Origin of the sequence: Rhodococcus sp. WS3 (genome assembly GCF_003797085.1) — a bacterium.
GTDB lineage: Bacteria > Actinomycetota > Actinomycetes > Mycobacteriales > Mycobacteriaceae > Rhodococcus_F > Rhodococcus_F globerula.
Genome location: NZ_RKMA01000001.1, coordinates 2,641,389 through 2,665,824 on the forward strand (window position 1 = coordinate 2,641,389; position 24,436 = coordinate 2,665,824).

19 protein-coding genes are annotated in these 24,436 nt (G+C 61.9%); 15 read left to right on the forward strand and 4 right to left on the reverse strand.

Translation table 11 applies throughout. The features are described 5' to 3' along the window. Positions 1–95 precede the first annotated feature (95 nt). Positions 96–4,694: a glutamate synthase large subunit gene (gene gltB, locus EEB13_RS11995; protein ID WP_141485321.1), complete on the forward strand. Its 4,599-nt coding sequence runs from the start codon at positions 96–98 to the stop codon at positions 4,692–4,694. Further along, a complete protein-coding gene (locus tag EEB13_RS12000) occupies positions 4,687–6,138 on the forward strand; it encodes a glutamate synthase subunit beta (protein ID WP_045066156.1) in 1,452 nt (483 codons plus the stop codon). The genes gltB and EEB13_RS12000 overlap by 8 nt, the downstream gene beginning before the upstream one ends. Before the next feature lie 85 nt (positions 6,139–6,223). Here EEB13_RS12000 and EEB13_RS12005 read toward each other — a convergent pair whose 3' ends face one another. Further along, positions 6,224–6,988 carry a helix-turn-helix transcriptional regulator gene (locus EEB13_RS12005; protein WP_141485322.1) on the reverse strand — a complete coding sequence of 255 codons (765 nt, stop codon included), beginning with the start codon at positions 6,986–6,988 and terminating at the stop codon, positions 6,224–6,226. An 87-nt stretch (positions 6,989–7,075) separates the two neighbouring features. Between EEB13_RS12005 and EEB13_RS12010 the strand changes: the two genes are divergently transcribed. From EEB13_RS12010 to EEB13_RS12020, 3 genes are all read left to right on the forward strand, one after another. Then, the gene (locus EEB13_RS12010) at positions 7,076–8,242 is read left to right on the forward strand and encodes an LLM class flavin-dependent oxidoreductase (RefSeq protein WP_033235345.1); all 1,167 of its coding nucleotides are present in this window, start codon (positions 7,076–7,078) and stop codon (positions 8,240–8,242) included. Further along, complete coding sequence (locus tag EEB13_RS12015; protein WP_141485323.1) at positions 8,239–9,291, forward strand: 2,3-butanediol dehydrogenase; 1,053 nt, start codon at positions 8,239–8,241, stop codon at positions 9,289–9,291. Before EEB13_RS12010 ends, EEB13_RS12015 begins: the two co-directional genes overlap by 4 nt. 66 nt (positions 9,292–9,357) lie before the next feature. Then, positions 9,358–10,254: a cutinase family protein gene (locus tag EEB13_RS12020; protein ID WP_141485324.1), complete on the forward strand. Its 897-nt coding sequence runs from the start codon at positions 9,358–9,360 to the stop codon at positions 10,252–10,254. Here EEB13_RS12020 and EEB13_RS12025 read toward each other — a convergent pair whose 3' ends face one another. Further along, positions 10,255–10,437, reverse strand: coding sequence for a hypothetical protein (locus tag EEB13_RS12025; RefSeq protein WP_230590231.1), 183 nt, complete (start codon positions 10,435–10,437; stop codon positions 10,255–10,257). Positions 10,438–10,520: 83 nt separating this feature from the next. Between EEB13_RS12025 and EEB13_RS12030 the strand changes: the two genes are divergently transcribed. Beyond that, positions 10,521–11,042 (forward strand): hypothetical protein, encoded by a 522-nt coding sequence (locus tag EEB13_RS12030; protein ID WP_233364808.1) that lies wholly within the window; start codon positions 10,521–10,523, stop codon positions 11,040–11,042. A gap of 203 nt (positions 11,043–11,245) precedes the next feature. Then, positions 11,246–11,854, forward strand: coding sequence for a hypothetical protein (locus EEB13_RS12035; protein ID WP_261984502.1), 609 nt, complete (start codon positions 11,246–11,248; stop codon positions 11,852–11,854). An 8-nt stretch (positions 11,855–11,862) separates the two neighbouring features. Here the strand turns inward: EEB13_RS12035 and EEB13_RS12040 are convergent, their stop codons facing one another. Further along, complete coding sequence (locus EEB13_RS12040; RefSeq protein WP_141485325.1) at positions 11,863–12,768, reverse strand: SDR family NAD(P)-dependent oxidoreductase; 906 nt, start codon at positions 12,766–12,768, stop codon at positions 11,863–11,865. 132 nt (positions 12,769–12,900) lie between these two features. Between EEB13_RS12040 and EEB13_RS12045 the strand changes: the two genes are divergently transcribed. Further along, positions 12,901–14,526: an ABC transporter substrate-binding protein gene (locus EEB13_RS12045; protein ID WP_033235348.1), complete on the forward strand. Its 1,626-nt coding sequence runs from the start codon at positions 12,901–12,903 to the stop codon at positions 14,524–14,526. 174 nt (positions 14,527–14,700) lie between these two features. Beyond that, complete coding sequence (locus EEB13_RS12050) at positions 14,701–16,323, forward strand: ABC transporter substrate-binding protein (RefSeq protein ID WP_033235349.1); 1,623 nt, start codon at positions 14,701–14,703, stop codon at positions 16,321–16,323. A gap of 99 nt (positions 16,324–16,422) precedes the next feature. On the opposite strand, the gene EEB13_RS12055 is transcribed toward EEB13_RS12050, so the two are convergent. Then, positions 16,423–16,743 carry a UBP-type zinc finger domain-containing protein gene (locus EEB13_RS12055; RefSeq protein WP_033235431.1) on the reverse strand — a complete coding sequence of 107 codons (321 nt, stop codon included), beginning with the start codon at positions 16,741–16,743 and terminating at the stop codon, positions 16,423–16,425. A gap of 46 nt (positions 16,744–16,789) precedes the next feature. Between EEB13_RS12055 and EEB13_RS12060 the strand changes: the two genes are divergently transcribed. From EEB13_RS12060 to EEB13_RS12085, 6 genes are all read left to right on the forward strand, one after another. After that, positions 16,790–18,385 carry a Na+/H+ antiporter gene (locus EEB13_RS12060; protein ID WP_095887565.1) on the forward strand — a complete coding sequence of 532 codons (1,596 nt, stop codon included), beginning with the start codon at positions 16,790–16,792 and terminating at the stop codon, positions 18,383–18,385. 192 nt (positions 18,386–18,577) lie between these two features. After that, positions 18,578–20,194 carry an ABC transporter substrate-binding protein gene (locus EEB13_RS12065; protein ID WP_095887566.1) on the forward strand — a complete coding sequence of 539 codons (1,617 nt, stop codon included), beginning with the start codon at positions 18,578–18,580 and terminating at the stop codon, positions 20,192–20,194. Between the two features lie 111 nt (positions 20,195–20,305). Then, entirely contained in the window at positions 20,306–21,262 is a 957-nt protein-coding gene (locus EEB13_RS12070) for an ABC transporter permease (protein ID WP_033235352.1), read from the forward strand. Next, entirely contained in the window at positions 21,255–22,349 is a 1,095-nt protein-coding gene (locus EEB13_RS12075) for an ABC transporter permease (RefSeq protein ID WP_230590249.1), read from the forward strand. Before EEB13_RS12070 ends, EEB13_RS12075 begins: the two co-directional genes overlap by 8 nt. After that, positions 22,346–23,443, forward strand: a complete 1,098-nt coding sequence (locus tag EEB13_RS12080) for an ABC transporter ATP-binding protein (protein WP_141485326.1) — start codon at positions 22,346–22,348, stop codon at positions 23,441–23,443. Before EEB13_RS12075 ends, EEB13_RS12080 begins: the two co-directional genes overlap by 4 nt. After that, positions 23,443–24,432 (forward strand): ABC transporter ATP-binding protein, encoded by a 990-nt coding sequence (locus tag EEB13_RS12085; RefSeq protein WP_033235355.1) that lies wholly within the window; start codon positions 23,443–23,445, stop codon positions 24,430–24,432. Before EEB13_RS12080 ends, EEB13_RS12085 begins: the two co-directional genes overlap by 1 nt. The last annotated feature ends 4 nt before the right edge of the window (positions 24,433–24,436 follow it).

A 24,436-nucleotide genomic window follows, 5' to 3' on the forward strand; every position in this document is an offset into this window, starting at 1 on the left:
ATCGTCGTGCCGGTGCTTACGAACTTGCATTGCAAGTTGATGACCATCAGCGTTGCTGGTCGTCGGTGCATATTTATGGCATACGAAGGCTGGGTATGAAGCAACTTCCAGGCCCCCAGGGCCTCTATCACCCGTCCAATGAGCACGACTCCTGTGGAGTCGCATTTGTTGTCGACATGAAGGGTCGCCGCAGTCGCGACATCGTCGAAAAGGCGATTACCGCTCTGGTGAACCTCGAGCACCGCGGCGCTGCCGGATCCGAACCCAACACGGGTGACGGCGCAGGCATCCTGCTGCAGGTTCCTGACAAGTTCTTCCGAGCTGTCGTGGACTTCTCGCTGCCCGCCGAAGGCGCGTACGCAACGGGTATCGCATTCCTGCCCCAGGGCGACGCCGAAGCTCACGAGGCTGCTGCCGCGGTCGAGAAGATCGTCGTCGAAGAGGGCCTGACGGTTCTCGGTTGGCGTGAGGTCGGAACCGACGACTCGTCGCTCGGCGCATTGGCGCGCGACGCGATGCCGACGTTCCGTCAGATCTTTATCGGTTCCGAGGGTGACAAGTTCACCGGCATGGACCTGGAGCGTCGTGCTTATGTCGTGCGTAAGCGCACCGAGCACGAGCTCGGCAGCGCGGGCGCAGGCAAGGGCGGCCCGGGTAGCGAGACGGTGTACTTCCCCAGCCTCTCCGGCCAGACCTTCGTATACAAGGGCATGCTCACCACCCCGCAGCTCAAGGGTTTCTACCTGGATCTGCAGGACGATCGTGTCGAGAGCGCGCTGGGCCTCGTCCACTCGCGCTTCTCCACCAACACGTTCCCGTCGTGGCCGCTGGCGCACCCGTTCCGTCGGGTCGCTCACAACGGTGAGATCAACACGGTTACCGGCAACGAGAACTGGATGCGCGCTCGCGAGTCCCTCATCGACAGCGACGTCTTCGGTGGCCGCGAGAACCTCGAGAAGATCTTCCCGATCTGCACCCAGGGCGCATCCGACACCGCTCGTTTCGACGAGGTGCTCGAGATGCTGCACCTCGCCGGCCGCAGCCTGCCGCACGCAGTTCTCATGATGATCCCGGAAGCCTGGGAGAAGCACGAGAGCATGGACCCCGCTCGTCGGGCGTTCTACGAGTACCACTCGGCTCTCATGGAGCCTTGGGACGGACCGGCGTCGGTGTGCTTCACCGACGGCACCGTCATCGGCGCCGTGCTGGACCGCAACGGTCTGCGTCCGTCGCGTCTGTGGATCACCGAGGACGGTCTTGTTGTCATGGCGTCGGAGGTCGGCGTTCTGCCGATCGATCCGTCCACCGTCGTCAAGAAGGTCCGCCTGCAGCCTGGCCGCATGTTCCTTGTCGACACGGCTCAGGGCCGGATCATCAGCGACGACGAACTGAAGTCGGAACTCGCTGCCGAGCATCCGTACCAGGAGTGGATCGACGAAGGTCTGATCCACATGGACGATCTGCCGGATCGCCCGTACACGTACATGTCGCACGAGCGTGTCGTTCTGCGTCAGCAGCTCTTCGGTTTCACGAGCGAAGAGGTCAACCTCCTCGTCAAGCCGATGGCCCTCTCGGGTGCCGAGGCTCTGGGCTCGATGGGTACCGACACTCCGATCGCCGTGCTCTCCGCACGTCCGCGGATGCTGTTCGACTACTTCTCGCAGCTGTTCGCTCAGGTCACCAACCCGCCGCTCGACGCTATTCGTGAAGAGGTTGTCACCAGCCTCGGTGCCACACTCGGCCCCGAGGGCGACCTGCTGCACCCGAGCGCTGATTCCTGCAAGCAGATCGCGCTCCCGCAGCCGATCCTGCACAACGACGATCTGTCGAAGCTTGTTCACGTCAACGACGACGGCGAATTCCCCGGCTTCCGCAGTGTTGTCATCCGTGGCCTGTACCCCGTCAAGGAAGGCGGCGACGGTATCCGTCGTGCGCTCGACGGCATCAAGTACCAGGTTTCGCAGGCAATCGCGGGTGGCGCACGCCTCGTCGTGCTCTCGGATCGCGAGTCCACCGAGGATTACGCACCGATCCCGTCGCTGCTCCTGACCTCGGCTGTGCACCACCACCTGGTTCGTGAGAAGTCGCGCACCAAGGTCGGTCTCATCGTCGAGGCCGGCGACGCCCGCGAGGTGCACCACATGGCGCTCCTGATCGGCTTCGGTGCTGCCGCGGTCAACCCGTACATGGCTTTCGAGACCATCGACGAGTTCCTGCAGAACAAGGAACTCGAGGATCTGACCCTCGAGAAGGGCATCGCCAACTACATCAAGGCAGCCGGCAAGGGTGTCCTGAAGGTGATGTCCAAGATGGGCATCTCGACGCTCGCGTCGTACACCGGTGCTCAGCTGTTCCAGGTCATCGGCCTGTCGCAGGAGCTGACGGACGAGTACTTCACCGGACTGCAGTCGCAGCTCGGCGGTATCGGCCTCGATCAGATCGCAGCCGATGTAGCTGCACGTCACCGCGTCGCGTACCTCGATCGTCCGGAAGAGCGCGCTCACCGCGAGCTCGAGGTCGGCGGCGAGTACCAGTGGCGTCGTGAGGGCGAGTACCACCTGTTCAACCCGGACACGGTCTTCAAGCTCCAGCATGCAACTCGCACCGGTCAGTACGAGGTGTTCAAGGAGTACACGACCATGGTCAACGACCAGTCGGAGCGCCTTGCGGCTCTGCGTGGTCTGTTCGACTTCAACATCGGCAAGCGGCCGTCGATCTCGATCGACGAGGTCGAGCCGGCCAGCGAGATCGTCAAGCGTTTCTCGACGGGTGCGATGAGCTACGGTTCCATCTCCGCCGAGGCTCACGAGACCCTCGCCATCGCGATGAACCGTCTGGGCGCTCGCTCCAATTCCGGTGAGGGCGGCGAACATCCGTCACGCTTCACGCCGGACGAGAACGGTGATTCGCGTCGCAGTGCGATCAAGCAGGTCGCGTCGGGACGCTTCGGTGTCACGTCGCACTACCTGACCAACTGCACCGACATCCAGATCAAGATGGCGCAGGGAGCCAAGCCCGGTGAGGGCGGCCAGCTTCCGGCTCACAAGGTGTACCCGTGGGTGGCCGAGGTTCGGCACTCCACGCCTGGCGTCGGACTCATCTCGCCGCCGCCGCACCACGACATCTACTCGATCGAGGATCTCGCTCAGCTGATCCACGACCTGAAGAACGCCAACCCGCAGGCCCGCATCCACGTGAAGCTGGTCTCCGAGGTCGGCGTCGGAACCGTCGCGGCCGGTGTCTCCAAGGCACATGCCGACGTCGTTCTGATCTCCGGTCACGACGGTGGCACCGGTGCCACCCCGCTGACCTCCGTCAAGCACGCCGGCGCACCGTGGGAGCTCGGCCTCGCCGAGACCCAGCAGACGTTGCTGCTCAACGGTCTTCGTGACCGCATCGTCGTGCAGGTCGACGGCCAGCTCAAGACGGGTCGCGACGTTGTTGTTGCTGCTCTGCTCGGCGGCGAGGAGTTCGGTTTCGCCACCGCACCGCTGGTGGTCTCGGGCTGCATCATGATGCGCGTCTGCCATCTCGACACCTGCCCCGTTGGTGTTGCGACGCAGAACCCGGTGCTGCGCAAGCGTTTCAGTGGCAAGCCGGAATTCGTCGAGAACTTCTTCATGTTCATCGCCGAAGAGGTTCGCGAGCTTCTCGCGGAACTCGGTTTCCGCACGCTGCTCGAAGCAGTCGGCCAGGTCGACATGCTGGACACCACACGCGCTCTCGATCACTGGAAGGGAAGCAAGGCAGGCAATCTCGATCTGTCGCCGATCCTCACCCAGGTCGAGTCCGCGTTCATGGATCAGGATGTCCACTGCACGGGCACGCAGGATCACGGCCTCGACAAGGCGCTCGATCAGCAGCTGATCGTCTCCGCACGCAATGCACTCGACAAGGGTGAGTCGGTCGTATTCGAGTCCGCGATCACCAACGTCAACCGCACGGTCGGCACCATGCTCGGCCACGAGGTCACCAAGGCGTTCGGTGGAGAGGGCTTGCCCGACAACACCATCGACATCACGTTCACCGGTTCCGCCGGTAACAGCTTCGGTGCTTTCGTGCCCCGCGGTATGACCCTGCGCCTGAACGGCGACGCCAACGACTTCGTCGGCAAGGGCCTCTCGGGTGGACGCATCGTCGTACGCCCGCCGCTCAACGCAGCGGAAGGCTTTGTCGCCGAGGACAACATCATCGGTGGCAACGTGATCCTGTTCGGCGCGACCAGCGGCGAGGCTCTGCTGCGTGGGATCGTCGGCGAACGCTTCGCAGTCCGTAACTCCGGCGCCACTGCCGTCGTCGAGGGTGTGGGCGATCATGGTTGCGAGTACATGACCGGCGGCAAGGTGGTCATTCTCGGTAAGACCGGACGTAACTTCGGTGCCGGCATGTCCGGTGGCGTCGCCTTCGTCTTCAATCCGGACCGTGATTTCGAAGCCAACGTCAACAGCGAACTGGTGGATATCGAGGACCTCGAGGGCGACGAGTACGTCTGGCTCAAGAGTGTCATCGAAAGGCACCGCGACGAAACAGGTTCCGAGGTTGCTGCGCGGATCCTCGCGGACTGGTCCCAGCAGGTGACCCACTTCGCCAAGGTGATGCCGCGTGACTACAAGAAGGTACTGATGGCAATCAAGGACGCCGAAATCCGCGGCGCAAACGTCGACGAGGCAATCATGGAGGCAGCTCGTGGGTGATCCAAGCGGTTTCCTGAAGCACGGTTCGCGCGAATTGCCGGTCCGTCGTCCCGTTCCACTGCGCTTGCTCGACTGGAAAGAGGTGTACGAGGAGTTCCCGAAGGAAAACCTCAAGACCCAGGCCAGCCGTTGCATGGACTGTGGAATTCCGTTCTGCCACAATGGTTGCCCTCTCGGAAACTTGATTCCCGAGTGGAACGACCTGGTGTACAAGGACCACTGGCACGACGCTATCGAGCGTCTGCATGCGACCAACAACTTCCCGGAGTTCACCGGTCGCCTGTGCCCCGCGCCGTGTGAGGCGTCCTGTGTCCTGGGCATCAACCAGGATCCGGTCACCATCAAGCAGGTCGAGGTCGAGATCATCGACAAGGCCTTCGACGAGGGATGGGTCAAGCCGGTTCGCGCCGCTCGTTCCACCAACAAGCGCGTCGCAGTTGTCGGCAGTGGTCCGGCCGGTCTGGCTGCAGCGCAGCAGCTGACCCGCGCCGGTCACGCAGTGACGGTCTTCGAGCGGGCTGACCGCATCGGTGGCCTGCTGCGCTACGGCATCCCCGAGTTCAAGATGGAGAAGCGCCACATCGACCGCCGTCTCGAGCAGATGGAAGCCGAAGGCACCGTGTTCAAGACCAACGTCAATGTGGGCGTGGACATCACGGCTGACGAGCTGCGCGAGCAGTTCGACGCCGTGGTTCTGGCCGGCGGCGCTACCGCAGCTCGAGACCTGCCGATCCCCGGCCGCGAACTCGACGGCATCCACCAGGCTATGGAGTACCTCCCGATCGCCAACCGTGTTCAGCTCGGTGATCTCGATGCTCCGACCATCGATGCCAAGGGCAAGAAGGTTGTCATCATCGGTGGCGGCGACACCGGAGCTGACTGCCTCGGTACCTCGCACCGTCAGGGCGCCGCCAGCGTCCATCAGTTCGAGATCATGCCGCGTCCGCCGGAGACTCGCGCCGAGCAGACTCCGTGGCCGACATACCCGTTGATGTATCGCGTGGCCTCGGCTCACGAGGAGGGCGGCGAGCGTCTGTTCTCCGTCAACACCGAGAAGTTTGTCGGTGAAGACGGCAAGGTCACCGGCCTCAAGGCTCACGAGGTCGAGATGAAGTCGGGTCGCTTCGAGAAGGTCGAGGGCTCGGACTTCGAGCTCGAAGCCGACCTCGTGTTCCTGGCGATGGGCTTCGTCGGACCCGAAAAGCCGGGTCTGCTCACCGATCTCGGTGTCGACCTGAACGAGCGCGGCAACGTCGCCCGTACGTCCAAGTGGAACACCAACGTCGACGGTGTCTTCGTGGCCGGCGACATGGGCCGCGGTCAGTCCCTGATCGTCTGGGCCATCGCCGAAGGGCGTTCCGCAGCAGCCGCTGTGGACACCTACCTCGAAGGTGAGACGGCGCTTCCGGCTCCGATCCTCCCGACGGCGGCTCCGCAGCGCTAGTCGCACGAGATAAGACAAAACCGCACCCCACCACGACGGTGGGGTGCGGTTTTTCGTGAAGCCGGTTTATCCGAGTGGCGACTGATCAGAAAGATTGGCGTCGAACATCGATCGCCAGCTCGGTGCGGGACGCGCATCCGGTCGCAGCAAGGATTCGGCTGACGTACTTCTTGACGGTGTCCTGGGTGAGATTCAGTTGCCCGGCGATCGAGGCATTACTGCGGCCGTCGGCGACCAATGTTGCTACCTCTCGTTGGCGTGCCGTGAGCTTTGCAAACAGGTCGAGTCCTGGCAGGGTCTGGAGGCCGCGAGTGAGTATCGAGAGCTGCCGGGCCAAGAGTCGAAGAGCCAGAAGATCTTTCGGCCTTATCGCATCTTTGTCGGGATCGAACAGCCCGATCAGTGCATGCCCGCCCGCCGCGAGGTCGAGGTGCATCGCAGTGATCGAATGCATCTGGTGCGGATGAAGATATTCGTGAACGTAAACCGCCGCAGGCTTGGGTAGACCGCCCAACTCGGAAAGTGACGCGACTCTTGTCGATTGGAGCTGCTGCCGTGCTTGCGGGAGATTGAACACGTCGTGGCGTGCCCAATGTTCTTGGTAATTCGCCTTGATCGTCTCCCAGCTGTCTGAGCCGGAGCCGGCAGCTGTGACCGTGGCGTTCCGGTCGGCGAACTGGCTCTCGAAGGTGTCGCCTACGAAACAGGATGTGTGCCGGATGGGGAATGCTGCGGGTATTGCCTCGACTATGACGTCCCGGAACTCCGTCACCGTTCGCACCGAATCGCAGCGATCGAGGACTGCGAAAACTCGCTCGTATTCGGCAGTGGTCAACGCGATGTCACTCACTGATGTCCCCCAAAGTGCACTGGTGCTGAGCTAGAACTAATTCTAGCGTCGTATCGACTGGTTCAATCGATATTGAGGAGTATTTCCATGGGCAGGCTACGTTTCGGTGCTTTCGTTGCACCGCATCATGCGGTTGGACAGAACCCGACGCTCGCGTTGCAACGTGACCTGGAGCTGGTGGAACACCTCGATCGTCTCGATTTCGACGAGGTGTGGATCGGTGAGCACCACAGCGCGGGCAGTGAGATCATCGGCAGCCCCGAGATCTTCATCGCCGCAGCGGCAGAACGCACCAAACGGATCAAGCTCGGCACCGGTGTGACGTCGCTCAGTTACCACAACCCACTTTGGGTCGCGGACCGGTTGGTGCTTCTCGATCACCTCACTCGTGGCCGCGTAATGCTCGGTGTCGGTCCAGGTTCACTGCCGACCGACTCGTCGATGATCGGACTCGATCCCACGGAGTGCCGCGAACTGCTCGAGGACAACCTCGACATCGTGGTACGACTGTTGAACGGTGAGCGCGTCACCGCTAAGACCAAGACGCACAATCTGGTCGACGCGCAACTGCAGCTTCGTCCGTACTCGCACCCGATGTTCGACATCGTGGTCGCCGGCGTGGCCTCGCCGACCGGACCCCGGTTGGCCGGTAAGCACGGTCTGGGGTTGCTCTCGATCGGTGCGACCCTCACGCCGGAAGGCTTCGACGCGCTCGGTCATCACTTCGGGATCATGGAGGAACGTGCCACCGAGTTCGGTACCGTCGTCGATCGTGACCAGTGGCGACTGGTGTGCCCCATGCACATTGCGGAGACGGAAGAGCAAGCGCAGGAAGATGTGCGGTTCGGGCTCGGGGAGTGGATCGACTACTTCGGTAAGGTCGCGGCGTTCCCGCACTTCGGCTCCGGCGGCGCCGACATGGAACAGATGATCGCGTACATGAACCACTCCGGCATGGGCGTTATCGGAACTCCGGCTCAGGCGCGGGAACTGGTCGGCAAACTCGTCGAGCAGTCAGGTGGGTTCGGATCGATGCTGATCATGGGTACCGACTGGGCGAACCCCGCCGCAACTCGGCGCTCGTTCGAGTTGATCGCGCAGCAAGTGGCGCCGCACTTCCAGGGACAATCGCAGCCCACATTCGACGCGGCGACCAGGGCGGGCAAGGTACGCGAAAGTCACAACGAGGCACAACATGCCGCGATTGCGCACATGACAAAGAAGTACGAAGACGAATTGGCGGCAAAGGCATGAGGGCGGCTGTCCTGTATGGCGTCGACGACCTTCGCGTCGAGGATGTTCCGGAACCGGAACTTCGCGAGGGCTACGTGATGGTCGAGGTGGCGTTCAACGGCATCTGCGGCAGCGACCTCGGCTTGATTCACGCTTACGGGATTTCCGATCAGCCGCATCCCTTGACTGGCGCGTGTGGACCGCAGGTCCTCGGCCACGAATTCTCCGGAATCATCTGTGAGATCGGTGCCGGTGTCGTGGACGTGGCTGTCGGAGACCGAGTAGTGGTGGCGCCCAACTATTGCTGTGGTCAATGCGCGCGATGCCGTAGCGGTCTCGAGCATCTGTGTGTAATGACGGCCTTCCATGGGATCAACGCGCATGGCGGAGGATTGTCGGAGCGCACCGCAGTTCCGGCAAGTGCCGTGCATGTTCTTCCGGACTCCGTGACTCTCAGGCAGGGCGCGGTGATCGAACCGCTATCCGTCGCACTGCATGCGGTAGAGCTCTCCGGCGCGGCGGCAGGTCAGTTTGCGCTCGTCCTGGGAGCGGGGCCCATCGGTATCGCGACTGCCCTCAACCTCCGGGCCGGTGGAGTGGACCGGATTCTGCTGAGTGAGCCGTCGCCGGTACGCCAAGCCGTGGCCACGAAGATGGGGTTCGACGTGATCGATCCCGGCATCGATGATCTGGCTGCGGCCGTCGCCCAGCGAACGGACGGGAACGGCGCCGACGCGGTGTTCGAATGTGCCGGTGTCGCAGCGACAGTCGAGAGTGCACTGGCATCGGTGCGAGCGCGCGGCGCAGTCGTCCTGGTAGCGACGTACAAGGAACCGCTCCAGTTCAACCCGTATGCGCTGATGTTGACCGAGGCACGAGTGATGTCGTCTCTCTCGTGTTCGCGTAAGGAATTCGAGAGCGTCATCGACCGGATGGCGTCGGGCGCTTATCCACTCGACCACTGGGTGGAATGTGTCCCCCTTGCGGACATCGTCGTCGAAGGAGTTGAGGCGGCGTCCGCTGGTCGCCGGATGAAAGTACTGGTTGAGGTCGCCACAGGAGGGCTCTGACCAAGTATGCTGCTCAAATATCTGCGGTGACTACAGGGGTCTGCCCGATCGGATGCGGGGTGTTTGATGGGTGCAAAGCGCTTTGTTGCGATGTTGTCGGTTGTTGCGGCCGCTGGTGTAGTGCAGGCCGTCGGCGCACCGACGGCGTCCGCAGCGCCCTGCCCCGAACTGTATGTCGTGGCGATTCCGGGAACGTGGGAGCCCTCAGGCGTTTCGCCCGGTGCAGGCATGCTCGCGCCGGTCACCAGTGGCCTCCCGTCGTCGGTGCGAACCGACTACGTCACGTACTCGGCTACCGCCTTCCCGTGGGAATCGAATGTCTACGCCAGGTCGAAAAGGCAGGCGGTCGATAATGCGCGCGGCATGATCGGGGCGATGGCGGCGTCGTGCGGCGACACTCGATTCGCGATAGTCGGGTACAGCCAGGGCGCCGACGCGGCCGGCGACCTCGCAGCCGAAATCGGGACAGGCATCGGCGTCGTTCCGCCCAATCGTGTTGCGGGAGTCGGTCTGCTGTCCGATCCGCGTCGCGCCGAGTCCGATGTGTTGATCGGTCCGTGGGTTGGCGGTAACGGCGCCAGTGGTGCTCGGATCGGCGGATTCGGTTGGCTGTCAGCCGATACCGTCACTCTGTGTGCTGCGGGCGATCTGTACTGCTCGACGCCCGAAGACGATTTTGTGATGCGTCTGGCCGGATTCATGGCGCAAGTCTCCGATCCCACTCCGGCAACGGCTCTCTCGTTGCGCGACGAGGCGGCTGTGATCGTTCGTGACTTGATCACTGCGGGTGGGCTTCCCGCTCTCATGGCGCAACTTGATCCCGGCGCCAACGATCGGCGTGTCGATCAGTTGGTCGATTTCTACGGGTCACAGGTTCATACCGACTACACCCGTTACGTAGTCGACGGTTCGGGCACCACCGCTACATCGTGGCTGCACAATTGGCTGGCCGGTAAAGCCTGATCAGCAATACGTGTTTTCTGCTGTCTCCACATAGATTTCGGCGATTCGCTGTGACGGCATCGGAGTGATCTGGGCATACACGTCGCCAACTGCCTTGAACTCTGCGAGCACCTCGGATCGCGGCATGCCCTGGGCGATTGCGTTGCAGGTTCCGTCGGCATAGAGGATCTCGGCGGAATCCATGCCGCTCGGGGGGATTCCCGCCAATCGCAGTGCCGCGAGGTAACGCTGACCTCGTTCACCGGCTCCGGCAACAATTTCGTCCGATGACCGTGCCGGGTGGAGTACTCGGTATCGATCTTCCGTTCAACAATCTATTCGGTTTGGCGGGAGTCACGGCTGAGGTGCAGGCGGTGGGCGTGCCCGTCTTCAACGATCTGATCACCAACATGGATATCAGCCTCCCGGTTCGGATGAAGATCAACAACGCTTTCCTCGGCAACAACTGCTACCTGGGATCTGAAACGGCGCCGGTGAACTTCCACCTCACGCCTACGGCTGAATCCAGTCCGGCTTTCGAAGTAGCGCCGTCGGGGGCGTTGAAGGTTAGCCCCGTCAAGAGTGCGACAACCGATTTCGCTATTCCGTCTGCCAGTGGTTGTGGCCCGTTCGGAGTGTTGAATCCGATCGTCAATTGGCGCGCCAAGACGCCGGCAACTTCGGGTACGTCGCTCAATACGGTGTCCACGGCATACCTGTTCCCGGGCGGTATCGACGGATCCGATCCGCTCGACGACCTCGGTGGTGGAACAGGCTCACTCGGGTCGAGCGGTAGCTCGGGTTCCTGACCGTTCTTGCCGCGCTTCGGCTTCGGTTGCCTCATATTTGCCCGTAGCTCAGTATTGTCAGCGGAAGTCATTGTCTGCTGTTCACTACATACGGGGGAGATTCATCGATGAATCATGTTCGAGTTCTGACTTGGGCGGCTGCAGGTGCTGTGGGAGTAGCAATATTCACTGGCGCACCTGCAGTTGCCAAACCTTTGCCTCCCGTGCCATCGGTGGTAGCGGTCAATTCGATCGAGCTCGCTCGCTCGCTGCCAATCGGCGCCGAGGTTACGGTGTCGGGAATTGCGACTACGTCGTCCGGGGATTTCGAATCCAGCTTCTATGACAAGGGATTTGGTCTCCAGAGCGGCAATTCGGGCATTTATGTCAGTGATCCTGACAACTCGGTTGTAACTGTTGGCGACCAGGTCGAGGTCAGTGGTGTTCTCGCAGATCAGGAGGGCCTGCTTGTCATTCGTCCGAGCGCGGTCACGCGTCTTGGTTCCGCCCCGGCGGTACGGCCGGAGCGGTTGCCGCTCAGTGCAATCGGCGAGAGCAGTGAGGGACGGCTTGTCACGGTGTCCGGCATCGTCAGCGCGCCGGTCATCGACGATCTGCCGTACGGACACAAGATCTTGGTGTCGGGAGCGGGAGGAAACACTGTCATCTTCGTGAACACGCAGGCGGGTCTCGACCCGGCGTCCATTCTGGTTGGCCGACCGATCACCGTGACCGGCTTCAGTGGGCAGTACGCGGACACGTATGAAGTGCTTCCCCGATCGAAAGACGACGTCCGACAAGGATTTACGGGAAGTCTTTCTTTTGGAAGCTAACAGCCGCCTCATAAAGCATTGATGCGGGCTCCGACGCGCATGGAACTCGGGTAGAACCGGCTGAGCCGGTACCCGAGTTTCGCTTCGGGGGTAACGGGCACAATTGCCTTGTTGGTTCGCACTGCCTTGACGATGGCGCTTGCGACCCGGTCGGGTGTGAAGTTTCGACGACGGTAAAAGTTGTCCGCTTTGGTTTGATTACGAAGTTGTTCCGCTGCAGTGGTTCCGGCAAATTCGGTGGTCCTGACGATGTTGGTGTCGACAATCCCCGGGCAGATGGTGCTGACGCCGATTCCGTGCGGAAGTAGTTCTGCGCGCAGGCAATCGGAAAGCATGAACACTGCGGCTTTGCTGGTCGAGTAAGCGGTCAACGCTTTTTGGGGTGTGTAGGCGGCGGCGGACGAGAGGTTGACGATGTGTCCGCCGGAGCCGCGTTTGATCATCATCGGTGAGAAGGCGCGGCAGCCGTACACAACTCCCCAGAAGTTGATGTTCATGACTCGCTCGAACTGGGCCACAGTGGTGTCTGCGAAGGTTCCCGAAAAACCGATACCGGCATTGTTGACGACGATGTCGGGAACTCCGTGGTGTGCGGCTACGGTTTCCGCGAATCGAGTCATGGCGTGCTCGTCGGAAACGTCCACGTGATACGCGTGTGCGCCTCCACCGAAGACGGCTTCGGCTCCGCCAGCACTTGCGGGTGAGTTGACGAGTGCGGCTGTGTCCTGGGCACTTTCGAGGTTGACGTCGCACACAACGACGATTGCGCCCTCGGCGGCAAAAGCGAGCGCGGTCTCGCGGCCGATGCCACTGCCGGCTCCGGTGACAACCACGAGTGTTCCGGTGAGGTCGCGTAGGCGTCGCTGCAGCTTTGCTCCGCGTCGCCAGCTCCCGATGTCCTTCAGTAGTCCCATGCGGTTCAGTCTCATGTGTTTCCCCCGTCGTTTTGCGCAGCTTAGGCTATTTTGCGAAACACTGTGTCTCAGGTCACAAACTGTGAGAACTTCGCTTCACACCGCAGTTGTACGACCGACCTGGAGGTTTCGATGAGCCGCAATTCCCGATCAGGTAGTCGCCGCGCGGCAGCTGCCGCACTGGCGATCACCGCAAGTTTGTTCCTTGCATCATGTGCTGGAAATGACGACAACGAGGGCGGGGGCGGAGGCGAGTCGGCTGATTCCGGGTCGTCGTTGAAGATCGGAATGGTCAACGAGCAGGCCGATCCCGGATCGCCCACCAAGGGCGGTACTCTCACGTTCAGCGGCTACTCGCCGGTGACGACGCTCGATCCGGCCAAGGCTCAAGTGAGCGGCTCCACCGGTGGCAGCGAGCTCAGTGCAATCTACGACGTGCTGATGCGATACGACCCCATCGAGCAGACGTTTGAACCGCAGCTGGCGGAGTCGCTCGAGCCCAATGCAGAAAGCACAACGTGGACGTTGAAGCTGCGCGACGGTGTGACGTTCAGCGACGGAACACCTTTCGATGCGCAGGCCGTCACGGCGAGTATCAACCGGTACATGACCAACAAGGGACCGCAGTCGGGGTTGTGGATTGCCAAGGTCGCCTCGATGGACACGCCGGATGCAACGACGGTCGTCTTCAACCTGGTTGATCCCTGGACGGGAATCGAGCCGATGCTCTCCACCGGCCCCGGAATGATCGTCGCTCCGGCTGCGCAGCAGGGTGATCAGTTCACGCCGATCGGCGCCGGTGCGTTCACGCTCGAGAAGTTTGCTCCCAACGAGGAAATGCTGCTCGCTGCTCGTCCCGATTACTACGGCGGCGCGCCGAATGTCGACAAGCTCAAGATGGTCAGCATTCTCGGTGCACAGCCCACCTCCGAGGCGTTGAAGTCCGGTGGGATCGACGCCGCGTACATACGAACGTTGGGGCCGATCCTCGATCTGGTGGAGTCCGACTACCCGGGATTCATCGACATTCCCTCGCTCGGCTACATCGCAAACGTCAACATGGCCGCTGGTCGACCCGGAGCGGATCTGCGTGTGCGCCAAGCGATGGCATACGCCGTCGATCCGGCCACCCTTGATGTCCGGGCCAATGACGGCAAGGGCCTTCCGGGTCAGGTGATCTTCCAGGACACGTCTCGCTGGCACAACGATGTCGCTCCGATCGGTGTGGATCCGGCCAAGGCCAAGGAACTGCTCGATCAGGCGAAGGCGGACGGTTACGACGGCAAGATCAGCTACCTCACCATGCAGGAGCCGTCGGCGCAGGCCACGGCACTCGCTGTGCAGGCCATGCTCAACGCCGTCGGGTTCGACGTCCAGATCGAGAACGTCAACAACGTCGGTGACCTGGTCAAGCGGATGTACGCTGATCGCGACTACGACATGGCGACCGCTGCTCTCAACCTCACCGAGGCGGACCCCTCCGAACGTCTCTACACGGGTCTCAAGACCGGTGGGCGTAACAACACCACGGGTTACTCGGACGCCGAAATGGATCAGTTGCTCGACGAGTTGGGTGTTGCAATCAGCGACGACGACAAGAAGGCCGTCCTCGTGAAGATTCAGGAACGCGCCAACGAAACCCTGCCGTGGCAGGTGTGGGGCACCGGACCGGCTTTGGACGTGTGGAACCAGAATGTGCACGGACTTCAGCCGAGTATCGACGGGATTCTGCTCTTCGACGAGGTGTGGAAGAAGTAGGGGCTACGCCCCCGTGCGCCTTTCTGGTAGCCCCCACTGCCAGAAAGGCGCACAGGCCATTGGCCTCGTACTTTCCACTGAGTGGGACTGAGAATTAATACTTGTGCCTTAGGTCACAAACTGTGACAGCTTCGCATCACATCACAGTTGAAGGTCCGATCTGGAGGTTCGTAAATGAGTCGCAGTTCTAGGCGCGGCAGTCGAAAGGTCGCAGCAGTCGCACTGGCTGTTTCCGCCGGTTTGTTCTTGGCTTCGTGTGCCGACAGTGGAGCGGACGGCGGCAGCGGCGACGCACCCGAGTCCGGCTCAGCTCTGACGATCGGTCCCGTCAACGCATCGACGAACGAGGGCGATCCGGTCAAGGGGGGAACGCTGACATTCAGTGGATACTCCGCGGTGACAAGTCTCGATCCCTCGAAGACACAGATTGCCGGCTCGGTGGCCGGCTCGGAGCTCGGGGCGATCTACGACACCCTGCTTCGTTACGATCCCACGTCGCAGAAGTTCGTTCCGAAGCTCGCCAACTCGATGTCGCCGAGTTCGGATTTCAAGACCTGGACGCTCAAGCTGCGCGATGGTGTGAAGTTCAGTGACGGCACGCAGGTCGACTCTGCGGCAGTGTCGTCGAGCCTGGCTCGATACGTCACCAACAAGGGACCGCAGTCCAGCCTGTACGCGTCGAAGGTCGCGTCGGTCGACACGCCGGACGCGTCGACGGTTGTCTTCAATCTCGTCGACCCGTGGACGGGGATCGAGTCGCTGCTCGCCACCGGCCCCGGAATGATCGTTGCGCCCAGCGCGCAGCAGGGTGATCAGTTCACGCCGATCGGCGCGGGTGCGTTCACACTCGAGAAGTTCGCTCCCAACGAGGAGCTGATTCTCGACGCTCGTGAGGATTACTTCGCGGGTGCCCCGAACGTGGACAAGTTGCGCATGATCAGCATCGTCGGTTCGCAGGCCACGAGCGAGTCGCTCAAGAGTGGCGGCGCAGATGCCGCGTACATGCGATCACTGCCGAACGTGCTCGACCTCATCGACTCCGGCTACCCGGGCTACGTCGACATCCCGTCGCTGTCGTACCTGTCACTGCTCAACACGGCTCCGGGTCGCCCGGGCGCCGACGTGCGCGTGCGTCAGGCACTGGCTCTGGCAACGGACCCCGTTGCACTCGACAACCGACTCAACGAAGGTAAGGGCCTACCGGGGCAGGTCATCTTCCAGGACAGCTCGCGCTGGCACAACGACGAGGCTCCGATCGGTGTCGACCCGGCCAAGGCCAAGCAGCTTCTCGACGAGGCCAAGGCTGACGGTTACGACGGCAAGATCACGTACCTGACAATGCAGGAGAATTCGGCTCAGGCGATGGCTCTCGCGCTGCAGTCGATGGCAAATGCCGTTGGTTTCGACTTCCAGATCGAGTACGTCAACTCGGTTGCCGACGTCGTCAAGCGTTTGTACGTCGACCGCGACTTCGACATGTCGACCGGCTCCGCCAACCTTCCGGAAGCCGATCCGTTCGAGCGTCTGTACTCGAACCTCAAGACCGGTGGACGTAACAACGCAACAAGCTTCTCCGACGCTCAGATGGACACGCTGCTCGACGAGTTGGGTGTCGCGACGTCCGATGACGCGAAGAAAGAGGTCCTGGCCAAGATCCAGGCGCGCGCCACTGAGGTTGTGCCGTGGCAGATCCTCGGCAACACGCCGTGGCTTGGCGTGTGGGCCAAGAACGTTCACGGTGTCCAGCAGAGCATCGACGGAATCATGTTCTTCGACGAGGCGTGGAAGACCAACTGACGGAACGTGAATAACTGAGTACGGCAAAGCTGAAGCCGGGGATGCGCACTGCATCTCCGGCTTCGGTGTATTTCGGGGTGTCCAGGTATTTCGCGGTATCTAGTCCATCAGATCGTGGACATAGCACCAGCGCCAGGACTCGCCAGGTTCGTGGGACCGCATCACGGGGTGTCCGGTCTCGCGATAGTGATTGGTGGCGTGTTGGTGCGGGCTGGAGTCGCAACATCCGACGTGGCCGCAGGTGAGGCAGATTCGCAAGTGTGACCAGTTGTCCTCGCCAAGCTTGGCGCATTCTTGACAGACGCCGGGAGTTAAAGCGGCCGGGTCGGTTTCGGGCGTTTCAGCCAATTCTTCGCAACCGCTTGCCACCGGTTCGGGTGCCGGTGTGCGGGCGGCGACGCGCTTCAGGATTTTTTTCATCACCATCCATAGTGCACGGTGGCCGCCGATCCTGCATGCTGCCAGAGTGAACGGCATATTACTGGGGGTTGTAGTAGCGGCTTTGCTGGTCGCAGCGGTTGCGCGTCGATTCGGTTTGTCGTCGCCGTTGATACTGGTGGTCTTCGGGTTGATCGCGTGTCAGGTACCCGGCGTACCGGATCTCGAGCTCGATCCGGATCTTGTTCTGTTCGTGGTGTTACCACCGTTGCTGTACTCGGCGGCGTTGGACAGTTCATATCTGGCATTGCGATCGAATCTGCGTCCCATCGGGTTGCTCGCGGTGGGTCTGCCCCTCGCGACGACCGCAGCGGTCGGCTTGGTCGCGTATCTGATCGTGCCGGAGTTCTCGATTGCCGCGGCGTTGGTTCTCGGTGCGATTGTGGCGCCGCCGGATGCGGTGTCGGCGAGCGCAATCGGACGCAGGCTTGGCCTGCCGCGTCGGATCATGACACTCCTGGGCGGTGAGAGCCTGCTCAACGACGCCACCGCCCTGACGGCGTACAAGGTTGCCTTGGCGGCGGCCGTTGGCACGGGTGCCACATTGGCGAGCGGGTTCGAGACGTTTGTGATCGCCGCTGTCGGCGGAACGGCGATCGGGCTTGCGGTGGGGTTCGTGATCTCCAAAGTGCGTGGCAAACTTCGCGATCCGGTGATGGAGAGCGCAATCGGCTTGGTCGTTCCGTTCTTCACCTACCTGGCTGCGGAGGAGATTCACGCGTCGGGCGTCATTGCCGTAGTGGTGGCCGGCCTTTTCCTGGGTCAGCGTTCCACTCGGGCCAGTTATGCGACACGCCTGCAGGATACGGCCGTGTGGAAGGCCGTCGACCTCATCCTCGAGTCGTTTGTGTTCCTGTTGATCGGACTTCAATTACCCAGTGTCGTGAGTGGATTGCAGGGGTACAGCACCTCGATTGTGGTGTGGGCGTCCATTGCGGTGCTCGCGACCGTTGTGGTTGTGCGGATTGCGTGGGTTTTTCCGGCCACGTACCTGCCGCGGTGGTTGTCGCCGCGGATCCGCGCGCGGGAACCGGACGTGTCGGTGCGGTCGGTATTTGTCGTGTCGTGGGCAGGAATGCGCGGAGTCGTGTCGCTGGCAGCGGCATTTGCCATTCCCTTGACAGTGAACAGTGGTGAGGAGTTCCCCGGGCGTTCGCTGATCTTGTTCCTGACATTTGTCGTCGTGGTCGGAACATTGCTCCTGCACGGTCTTTCGTTGCCGTGGGTTATCCGCACGCTCGGTGTTCAGGGGGAGGAAGCGCAGTCCGACGCGAGAGCGGAGGCGGCGGCGCAGGACAAGGCGGCACGGGCAGCAGCAGCGCGGCTGGACGAGTTGGTTGCCGAGCAGGACGGAGGTGTGCCCGCGGTGCGGGATCGAGCGGCGGACATCTTGCGGACCTGGAACACGCACCGAGCCAATTCGGCGTGGGAGCGGCTGGGGCGTAGCGACGACGATCTGGGGGAGAGTCCGTCGGCCGCATTCCGGGCTCTGCGTCTCGAGATGATCGACGCCGAGCGGACTGTGTTCATTGCCGAACGCGATGGCGGCCGCATCGATGACGAGGTCCTACGGAAGGTACTACGTGAGCTGGATCTGGAGGAAGCGACCTTGGATCGGGACTAGATCGGGACTAGACCGATAGGTCTCTTTGGTTTGGCGGAATGCGCAGGCCAGGACGATTTAGATAACCGTTGAGGACCGCAACTTAACCAATTCCACTGAGCGGGACTCGTTCGAACCATTCTGTGCGTCGCATCACACACTGTTTCTTGTTCAACAAGAAGTCACAGTTTTTCCTGCCTTGGAGGCATCAGAATGAGTCGTAGTTCCCGCCGCGGGCATCGCAGATTAGCTGCGGTCACGCTGGCGATCACCGCAAGTATGTTCCTGGCGTCGTGCGCCGACAACGGGTCGAGCGGCGGCGGTGAATCTGTCGAGTCGGGTTCCGCGCTCAAGATCGGATTGGTCAACGAACAGGCTGATCCCGGCACCCCGACCACGGGTGGGACGCTGACGTTCAGCGGTTATTCCGCAGTGACATCGCTCGATCCGGCGAAGATCCAGGTTGCCGGCGCAACAGGTGGCAGTGAGCTCAGCGCGATCTACGACGTGCTGATGCGCTACGACCCCATCGAGAAGACGTTCGTTCCGCAGTTGGCGCAGTCGCTCGAGCCGAGCTCGGACAGCAAGACGTGGACGCTGAAGCTTCGTGACGGCGTCAAGTTCAGTGACGGAACGTCTCTCGATTCCAAGGCAGTTGTCGACAGCATCAACCGCTACGTCAACAACAAGGCAGCGCAGTCGAGCCTGTGGGCAGCCAAGGTTGCCTCGATGGACGCTCCGGACGCGTCGACGGTTGTCTTCAACCTGGTCGATCCGTGGACGGGTATCGAGTCGATGCTCTCTACCGGTCCCGGCATGATCGTCGCTCCGGCTGCGCAGCAGGGTGATCAGTTCACCCCGATCGGCGCCGGCGCATTCACCCTCGAGCGTTTTGCTCCCAACGAAGAGCTGTTGCTCGCTGCCCGTCCCGATTACTTCGGCGGCGCACCGAAGGTCGACAAGCTCAAGCTCATCAGCATCGTCGGAGCTCAGCCCACCGCCGAGGCTCTCAAGACCGGTGGCATCGACGCGGCGTACATGCGTACGCTCACCCCGATCCTCGATCTGATCGAGAACGGCAACCCGGGCTTCATCGACATCCCGTCGCTCGGCTACATCGCGAACGTCAACATGGCCGAAGGTCGCCCCGGTTCGGATCTCCGTGTGCGCCAGGCAATGGCAATGGCGATCGACCCCGAAACCCTCAACACCCGCGTCAACAACGGCAAGGGCCTTCCCGGACAGGTGATCTTCCAGGACACCTCCCGCTGGCACAACGACGTCGCTCCGACCGGTGTGGATCCGGCCAAGGCCAAGGAATTGCTCGATCAGGCCAAGGCAGACGGCTTCGACGGCAAGGTCACCTTCCTCTCCATCCAGGAGCCGTCCGCACAGTCGACCGCTCTCGGCGTGCAGGCAATGCTCAACGCAGTCGGTTTCGACACGCAGATCGAGTACGTCACCGGCGCAGGCGATCTGGTCAAGCGGATGTACGTCGACCGTGACTACGACATGAGCACCGCAGCCGGTTCACTGTCCGAGGCAGACCCGTTCGAGCGTCTGTACACGGGCATCAAGTCCGGTGGCCGTAACAACGTCACCAACTACGCCGACGCCGAGATGGACGTCCTTCTCGATCAGCTCGGTGTTGCCACCAACGACGAGGACAAGAAGGCTGTTCTCGCAAAGATTCAGGAACGCGCCACCGAGACGGTGCCGTGGATCGTCTGGGGCAACGTCCCGACGCTGGACGTGTGGAACACGAACGTTCACGGCCTGAAGCAGAGCATCGACGGAATCATGCTGTTCGACAGCGTTTGGAAGTCCTGACTCGACCTACACGTGTCCGGCCCTCGCGGGGCCGGACACGTTAACCGAGACGAATGAGATACGAGGAATTGCTGTGAATTGCGAGTTGGCTGCCCGAAGGAGACGAAATCTATGAACATCGGCGCAATCGGTAAGAAGTTGGGCCAGCTCGTCATTGTGCTCCTCATCGTCAGTTTCGGAACCTTCGTGCTGGCGTCGTTGATCCCCGGTGACCCGGCGGTCGCGGTATTGGGTGAGGGTCGTACCCCCGCCGAATACGAGGAAATGCGCCAGCAGCTCGGACTCAACGATCCACTCCTGGTTCGTTATTGGGACTGGTTGACGAGCGCCCTTACCGGTGATCTCGGTACCTCGCTGGTCCCGCCGCAGCAGGAAGTTCTCTCCGCAATCGGCTCGGCTCTCCCGGTCAGCGTTCAGCTTGCAGTGATGGGCCTTGTCATCGCTCTTGTTGTCGCCGTTCCGCTCGCACTGTGGTCGGCACATCACGAGGGTGGCGTCATCGACCGCGTCATCAGCGCCGCAACGTTCGGTGTTCTCTCGATTCCGAGCTTCCTGGCCGGTTTGCTCCTCATCATGGTGACGGTGAACTGGTTGGGTTGGTTCCCGCGCTCGCAGTGGGTGCGAATCGGTGACAGCATCTCCGGAAACCTTTCGCACGCAATACTTCCCGCAATCACCATCAGTCTTCTCGAGATGGCGATGTTCACCCGCGTTCTGCGCAGCGACCTCGTGACCACCTTGCGTGAGGATTACATCCTCGCTTCGAAGGCCAAGGGCATGCCCACGCTGCGCGTCCTGTTCAGTGACGCGCTGCGGCCGTCGTCGTTCTCGCTCATCACCATGATGGGTCTGGCACTCGGCGGCATGATCGGCAGCACCGTCATCGTCGAGACACTGTTCTCGCTGCCCGGCATGGGCACACTCATCGTTCGGGCTGCACAACAAGGCGATTCGCCGATGCTGTTGGGTGCGGTGGTCGTGATTGCCGTCATCTACGTGGTCGTCAACAGTGCGATCGACGTTCTGTACACCTATCTTGACCCGAGGAGTCGTCGTGTCCATGTCTGAAGTGACGCCCGACGGAGCGGCCCCCGCGCCGGCCCCGTCCGAGGTGATGACATATCGGCAGCAGACCGTCCTGCTTGCGCCCGGTCCGATAGAAACGCTGGAGAAGCCGAAGAATCTGGTCCTGATCGGCACGATCCTGACCGTCGTCGGTATCGCTCTGCTCGGCACCGCCCTCTTCGGGTCCGGCATCATGATGATCGTTCGTATCGTCATCGGCCTGGCCTCGCTCGTGTTCCTGTTCAAGGGACTGGGGAAGATCGGTATCGCCAGGTGGGGAAGCCAATTCGACCTGTCGTACTGGCTGGCCTGCATCTGGCTCGTAGCGCTGGTTGTTGCGGCCATCGTCGCGCCGCTCCTGCCGCTCGGTGAATACAAGGACACGGTCAAGACTTTGGCCGAGCCCGGCTTTGCACCTCCGAGCCTGCTCTCGGAGCATCCGCTCGGTACCAACAACTTCGGTCTCGATCTCCTGGCCCGCGCGCTGTACGGAGCGCGTGCCTCGCTCACCGTCGCAATCTGCGCGGTGCTCATCGGCATCGTCATCGGCGGCACGATCGGCGTCATGGCCGGGTACTTCCGCGGCAAGATCGACGCGGTAGTCGGGATCCTCACCAACTCGCTGCTCGCAATTCCGTCCCTGGTTCTGCTGATCGCGCTGGCTGCTGTCCTCACGTCGAACCTGCGCAACATCACGCTCGCACTGTCGATTCTCTGCATTCCCAGCATGGTTCGAATAGCAAGAGCGAATACGATAGTGGTCGCCCAACGTGAGTTCGTGCTCGCTGCCCGGGCAATGGGCGCCACCAAATGGAGAGTCATCTGGCGAGAACTGGTACCCAACGTTCTGGTTCCCGTTGCAGCACTCGGCCTCGTCGCCGTGTCCGGCCTGATCGTCGCCGAAGCATCGCTCAGCTTCCTCGGGCTCGGTATCGCTCAGCCGGATCCGACGTGGGGCAACATGATCGCGGAAGGCCAGGGCGGCATCGTGGAGAAGCACCCGTTCATCGTCCTGGTGCCCGGCGTATTCCTCTTCCTGACGGTGTTCTCGTTCAACCTCATCGGTGAGAAGTATCGGAGCAAGCTGTGACCACTTCAGTGACAAATGGCGTACCGCTGCTGCAAGCGGACAACATCCGAACCGTATTTGCGACTCCCCGAGGCAAACTGCGGGCCGTCGACGGTGTGTCGATCCACGTTTCCGAGGGTGAGACTCTTGGCATCGTCGGTGAGTCGGGTTCCGGCAAGTCGGTTCTCGGCCGCACCATCATGGGTCTGCTGGAGAAGGGTCCGGCACTCGACATCACTGGAACGGTCACGTTTGCCGGCCGCGACATGTCGACGATGAAAAAGTCGGAGATGAAGCACTTCTGGGGCCCGGAGATCGCCATGGTCTTCCAGGATCCGATGACGTCGCTCAACCCGTTCAAGCGAATCGGCACGCACATCACCGAATCCTTGAAGTTCCATCTCGGACTCAAGAAGGACGCGGCCCGTGACCGCGCCGCTGAACTCCTGTCGATGGTGGGAATTCCGGAGCCCAAGCGTCGCCTCGACCAGTACCCCCACGAGCTGTCCGGTGGTATGCGCCAGCGAGTTGTCATCGCAATGGCTTTGGCCTGCGAGCCGAAGCTGCTGATCGCGGACGAGCCGACGACGGCTCTCGACGTGACGGTGCAGAAGCAGATCCTGGATCTGCTCGCCTCGCTCAACGACAAGCTCAACATGGCCGTGATTCTCATCAGTCACGACCTGGGCGTGGTGTCGGGACGTTCCGATCGTGTCGCCGTCATGTACGCCGGTTCCGTCGTGGAAACATCGGCGACGGAAGAGCTTTTCTCGCGTCCACGGCATCCGTACACCGAAGCGCTGATGGCCGCGATTCCGCGACTCGAATCGCCGACGCACACGGTGCTGCAAACCATTCCGGGTGGACTGCCGGACATGACAAAGCCGATGCCCGGTTGCCGCTTTGCAGCACGCTGCAAGTACGCGCAGGACGACTGCCTGACCGGCGACCCGGCACTCGCGCTCGGCGGACCGGGCGACAACACGTCCGACGGCCACTCGTTTGCGTGCCATTTCCCCGTCGACACCCCTGAGGGCACAGCGGCATTGGTAGCCAACGAGAAGGCCGGCAAGACCGCAGCGGGCCTCTCGCTCGCAGTGAAGGAGATGGTCTGATGACTGCAGCAACCGATACCAAGAAGCCGGTAAAGCTCGACGACGCATTGACGGTCGAAGATCTGGTTGTCGAGTTCAATGTCGGCAAGGGACAGACAGTTCACGCCGTCTCGGGAATCAGCTTCACCGTCGCTGCGGGTGAAACCCTCGGCGTGGTGGGCGAATCCGGTTGCGGTAAATCGACCGCCGGGCGAGCCATCATGCAGTTGCCCTCGCCGACATCGGGGTCCATCCGGCTCGGTGACGTGGAGATGACGGAGCTGGGCTCGGAAGAGTTGCGTCGCAGCCGTACTCAGCTGCAGATGATCTTCCAGGATCCGATTTCCTCGCTCAACCCGCGCCGCAAGGTCAAGGCGCTCGTGACCGAAGGACCGTCGATCTGGGGTGGTGAGGACAAGGCCGCAATCGAGGCCCGCGCCCGCGCCGTCCTCGCCGAGGTCGGCCTCGACCCCGACGTGGTCTGGGATCGCACCCCTCGCGAATTGTCGGGCGGTCAGTGCCAACGTGTCTGCATCGCAAGAGCTTTGATGCTCGATCCCAAGGTGCTGATCTGCGACGAACCCGTCTCCAGTCTCGACGTCTCGGTGCAGGCACAGATCCTCAACCTGCTCGAGGATGCCAAGCGGCGGCACGGGCTGTCACTGCTCTTCATCGCGCACAACATGGCCGTTGTGAAGAACATCAGCGACCGCGTGATGATCATGTACTTGGGCCGCGTCTGCGAAATCGTTCCCGCAGAAGACATGCAGAACCGTGCGCTGCATCCGTACACGCAGTTGCTGCTGTCCTCGATCCCCGATCCCGACGCAACGGTGACTGCGGCGCAGAACGTCGACCAGAAGGTCGTCGAACTTCCGTCGCCGCTGAACCCGCCGAGCGGCTGCCGGTTCCGCACCCGGTGCCCTCTCGCCACGGATCGCTGCGCCGAGGAAGTTCCGGAGCTACGACTCGTCGACGGCGGACACCAGGTGGCGTGCCACAACGTGTGAGTTG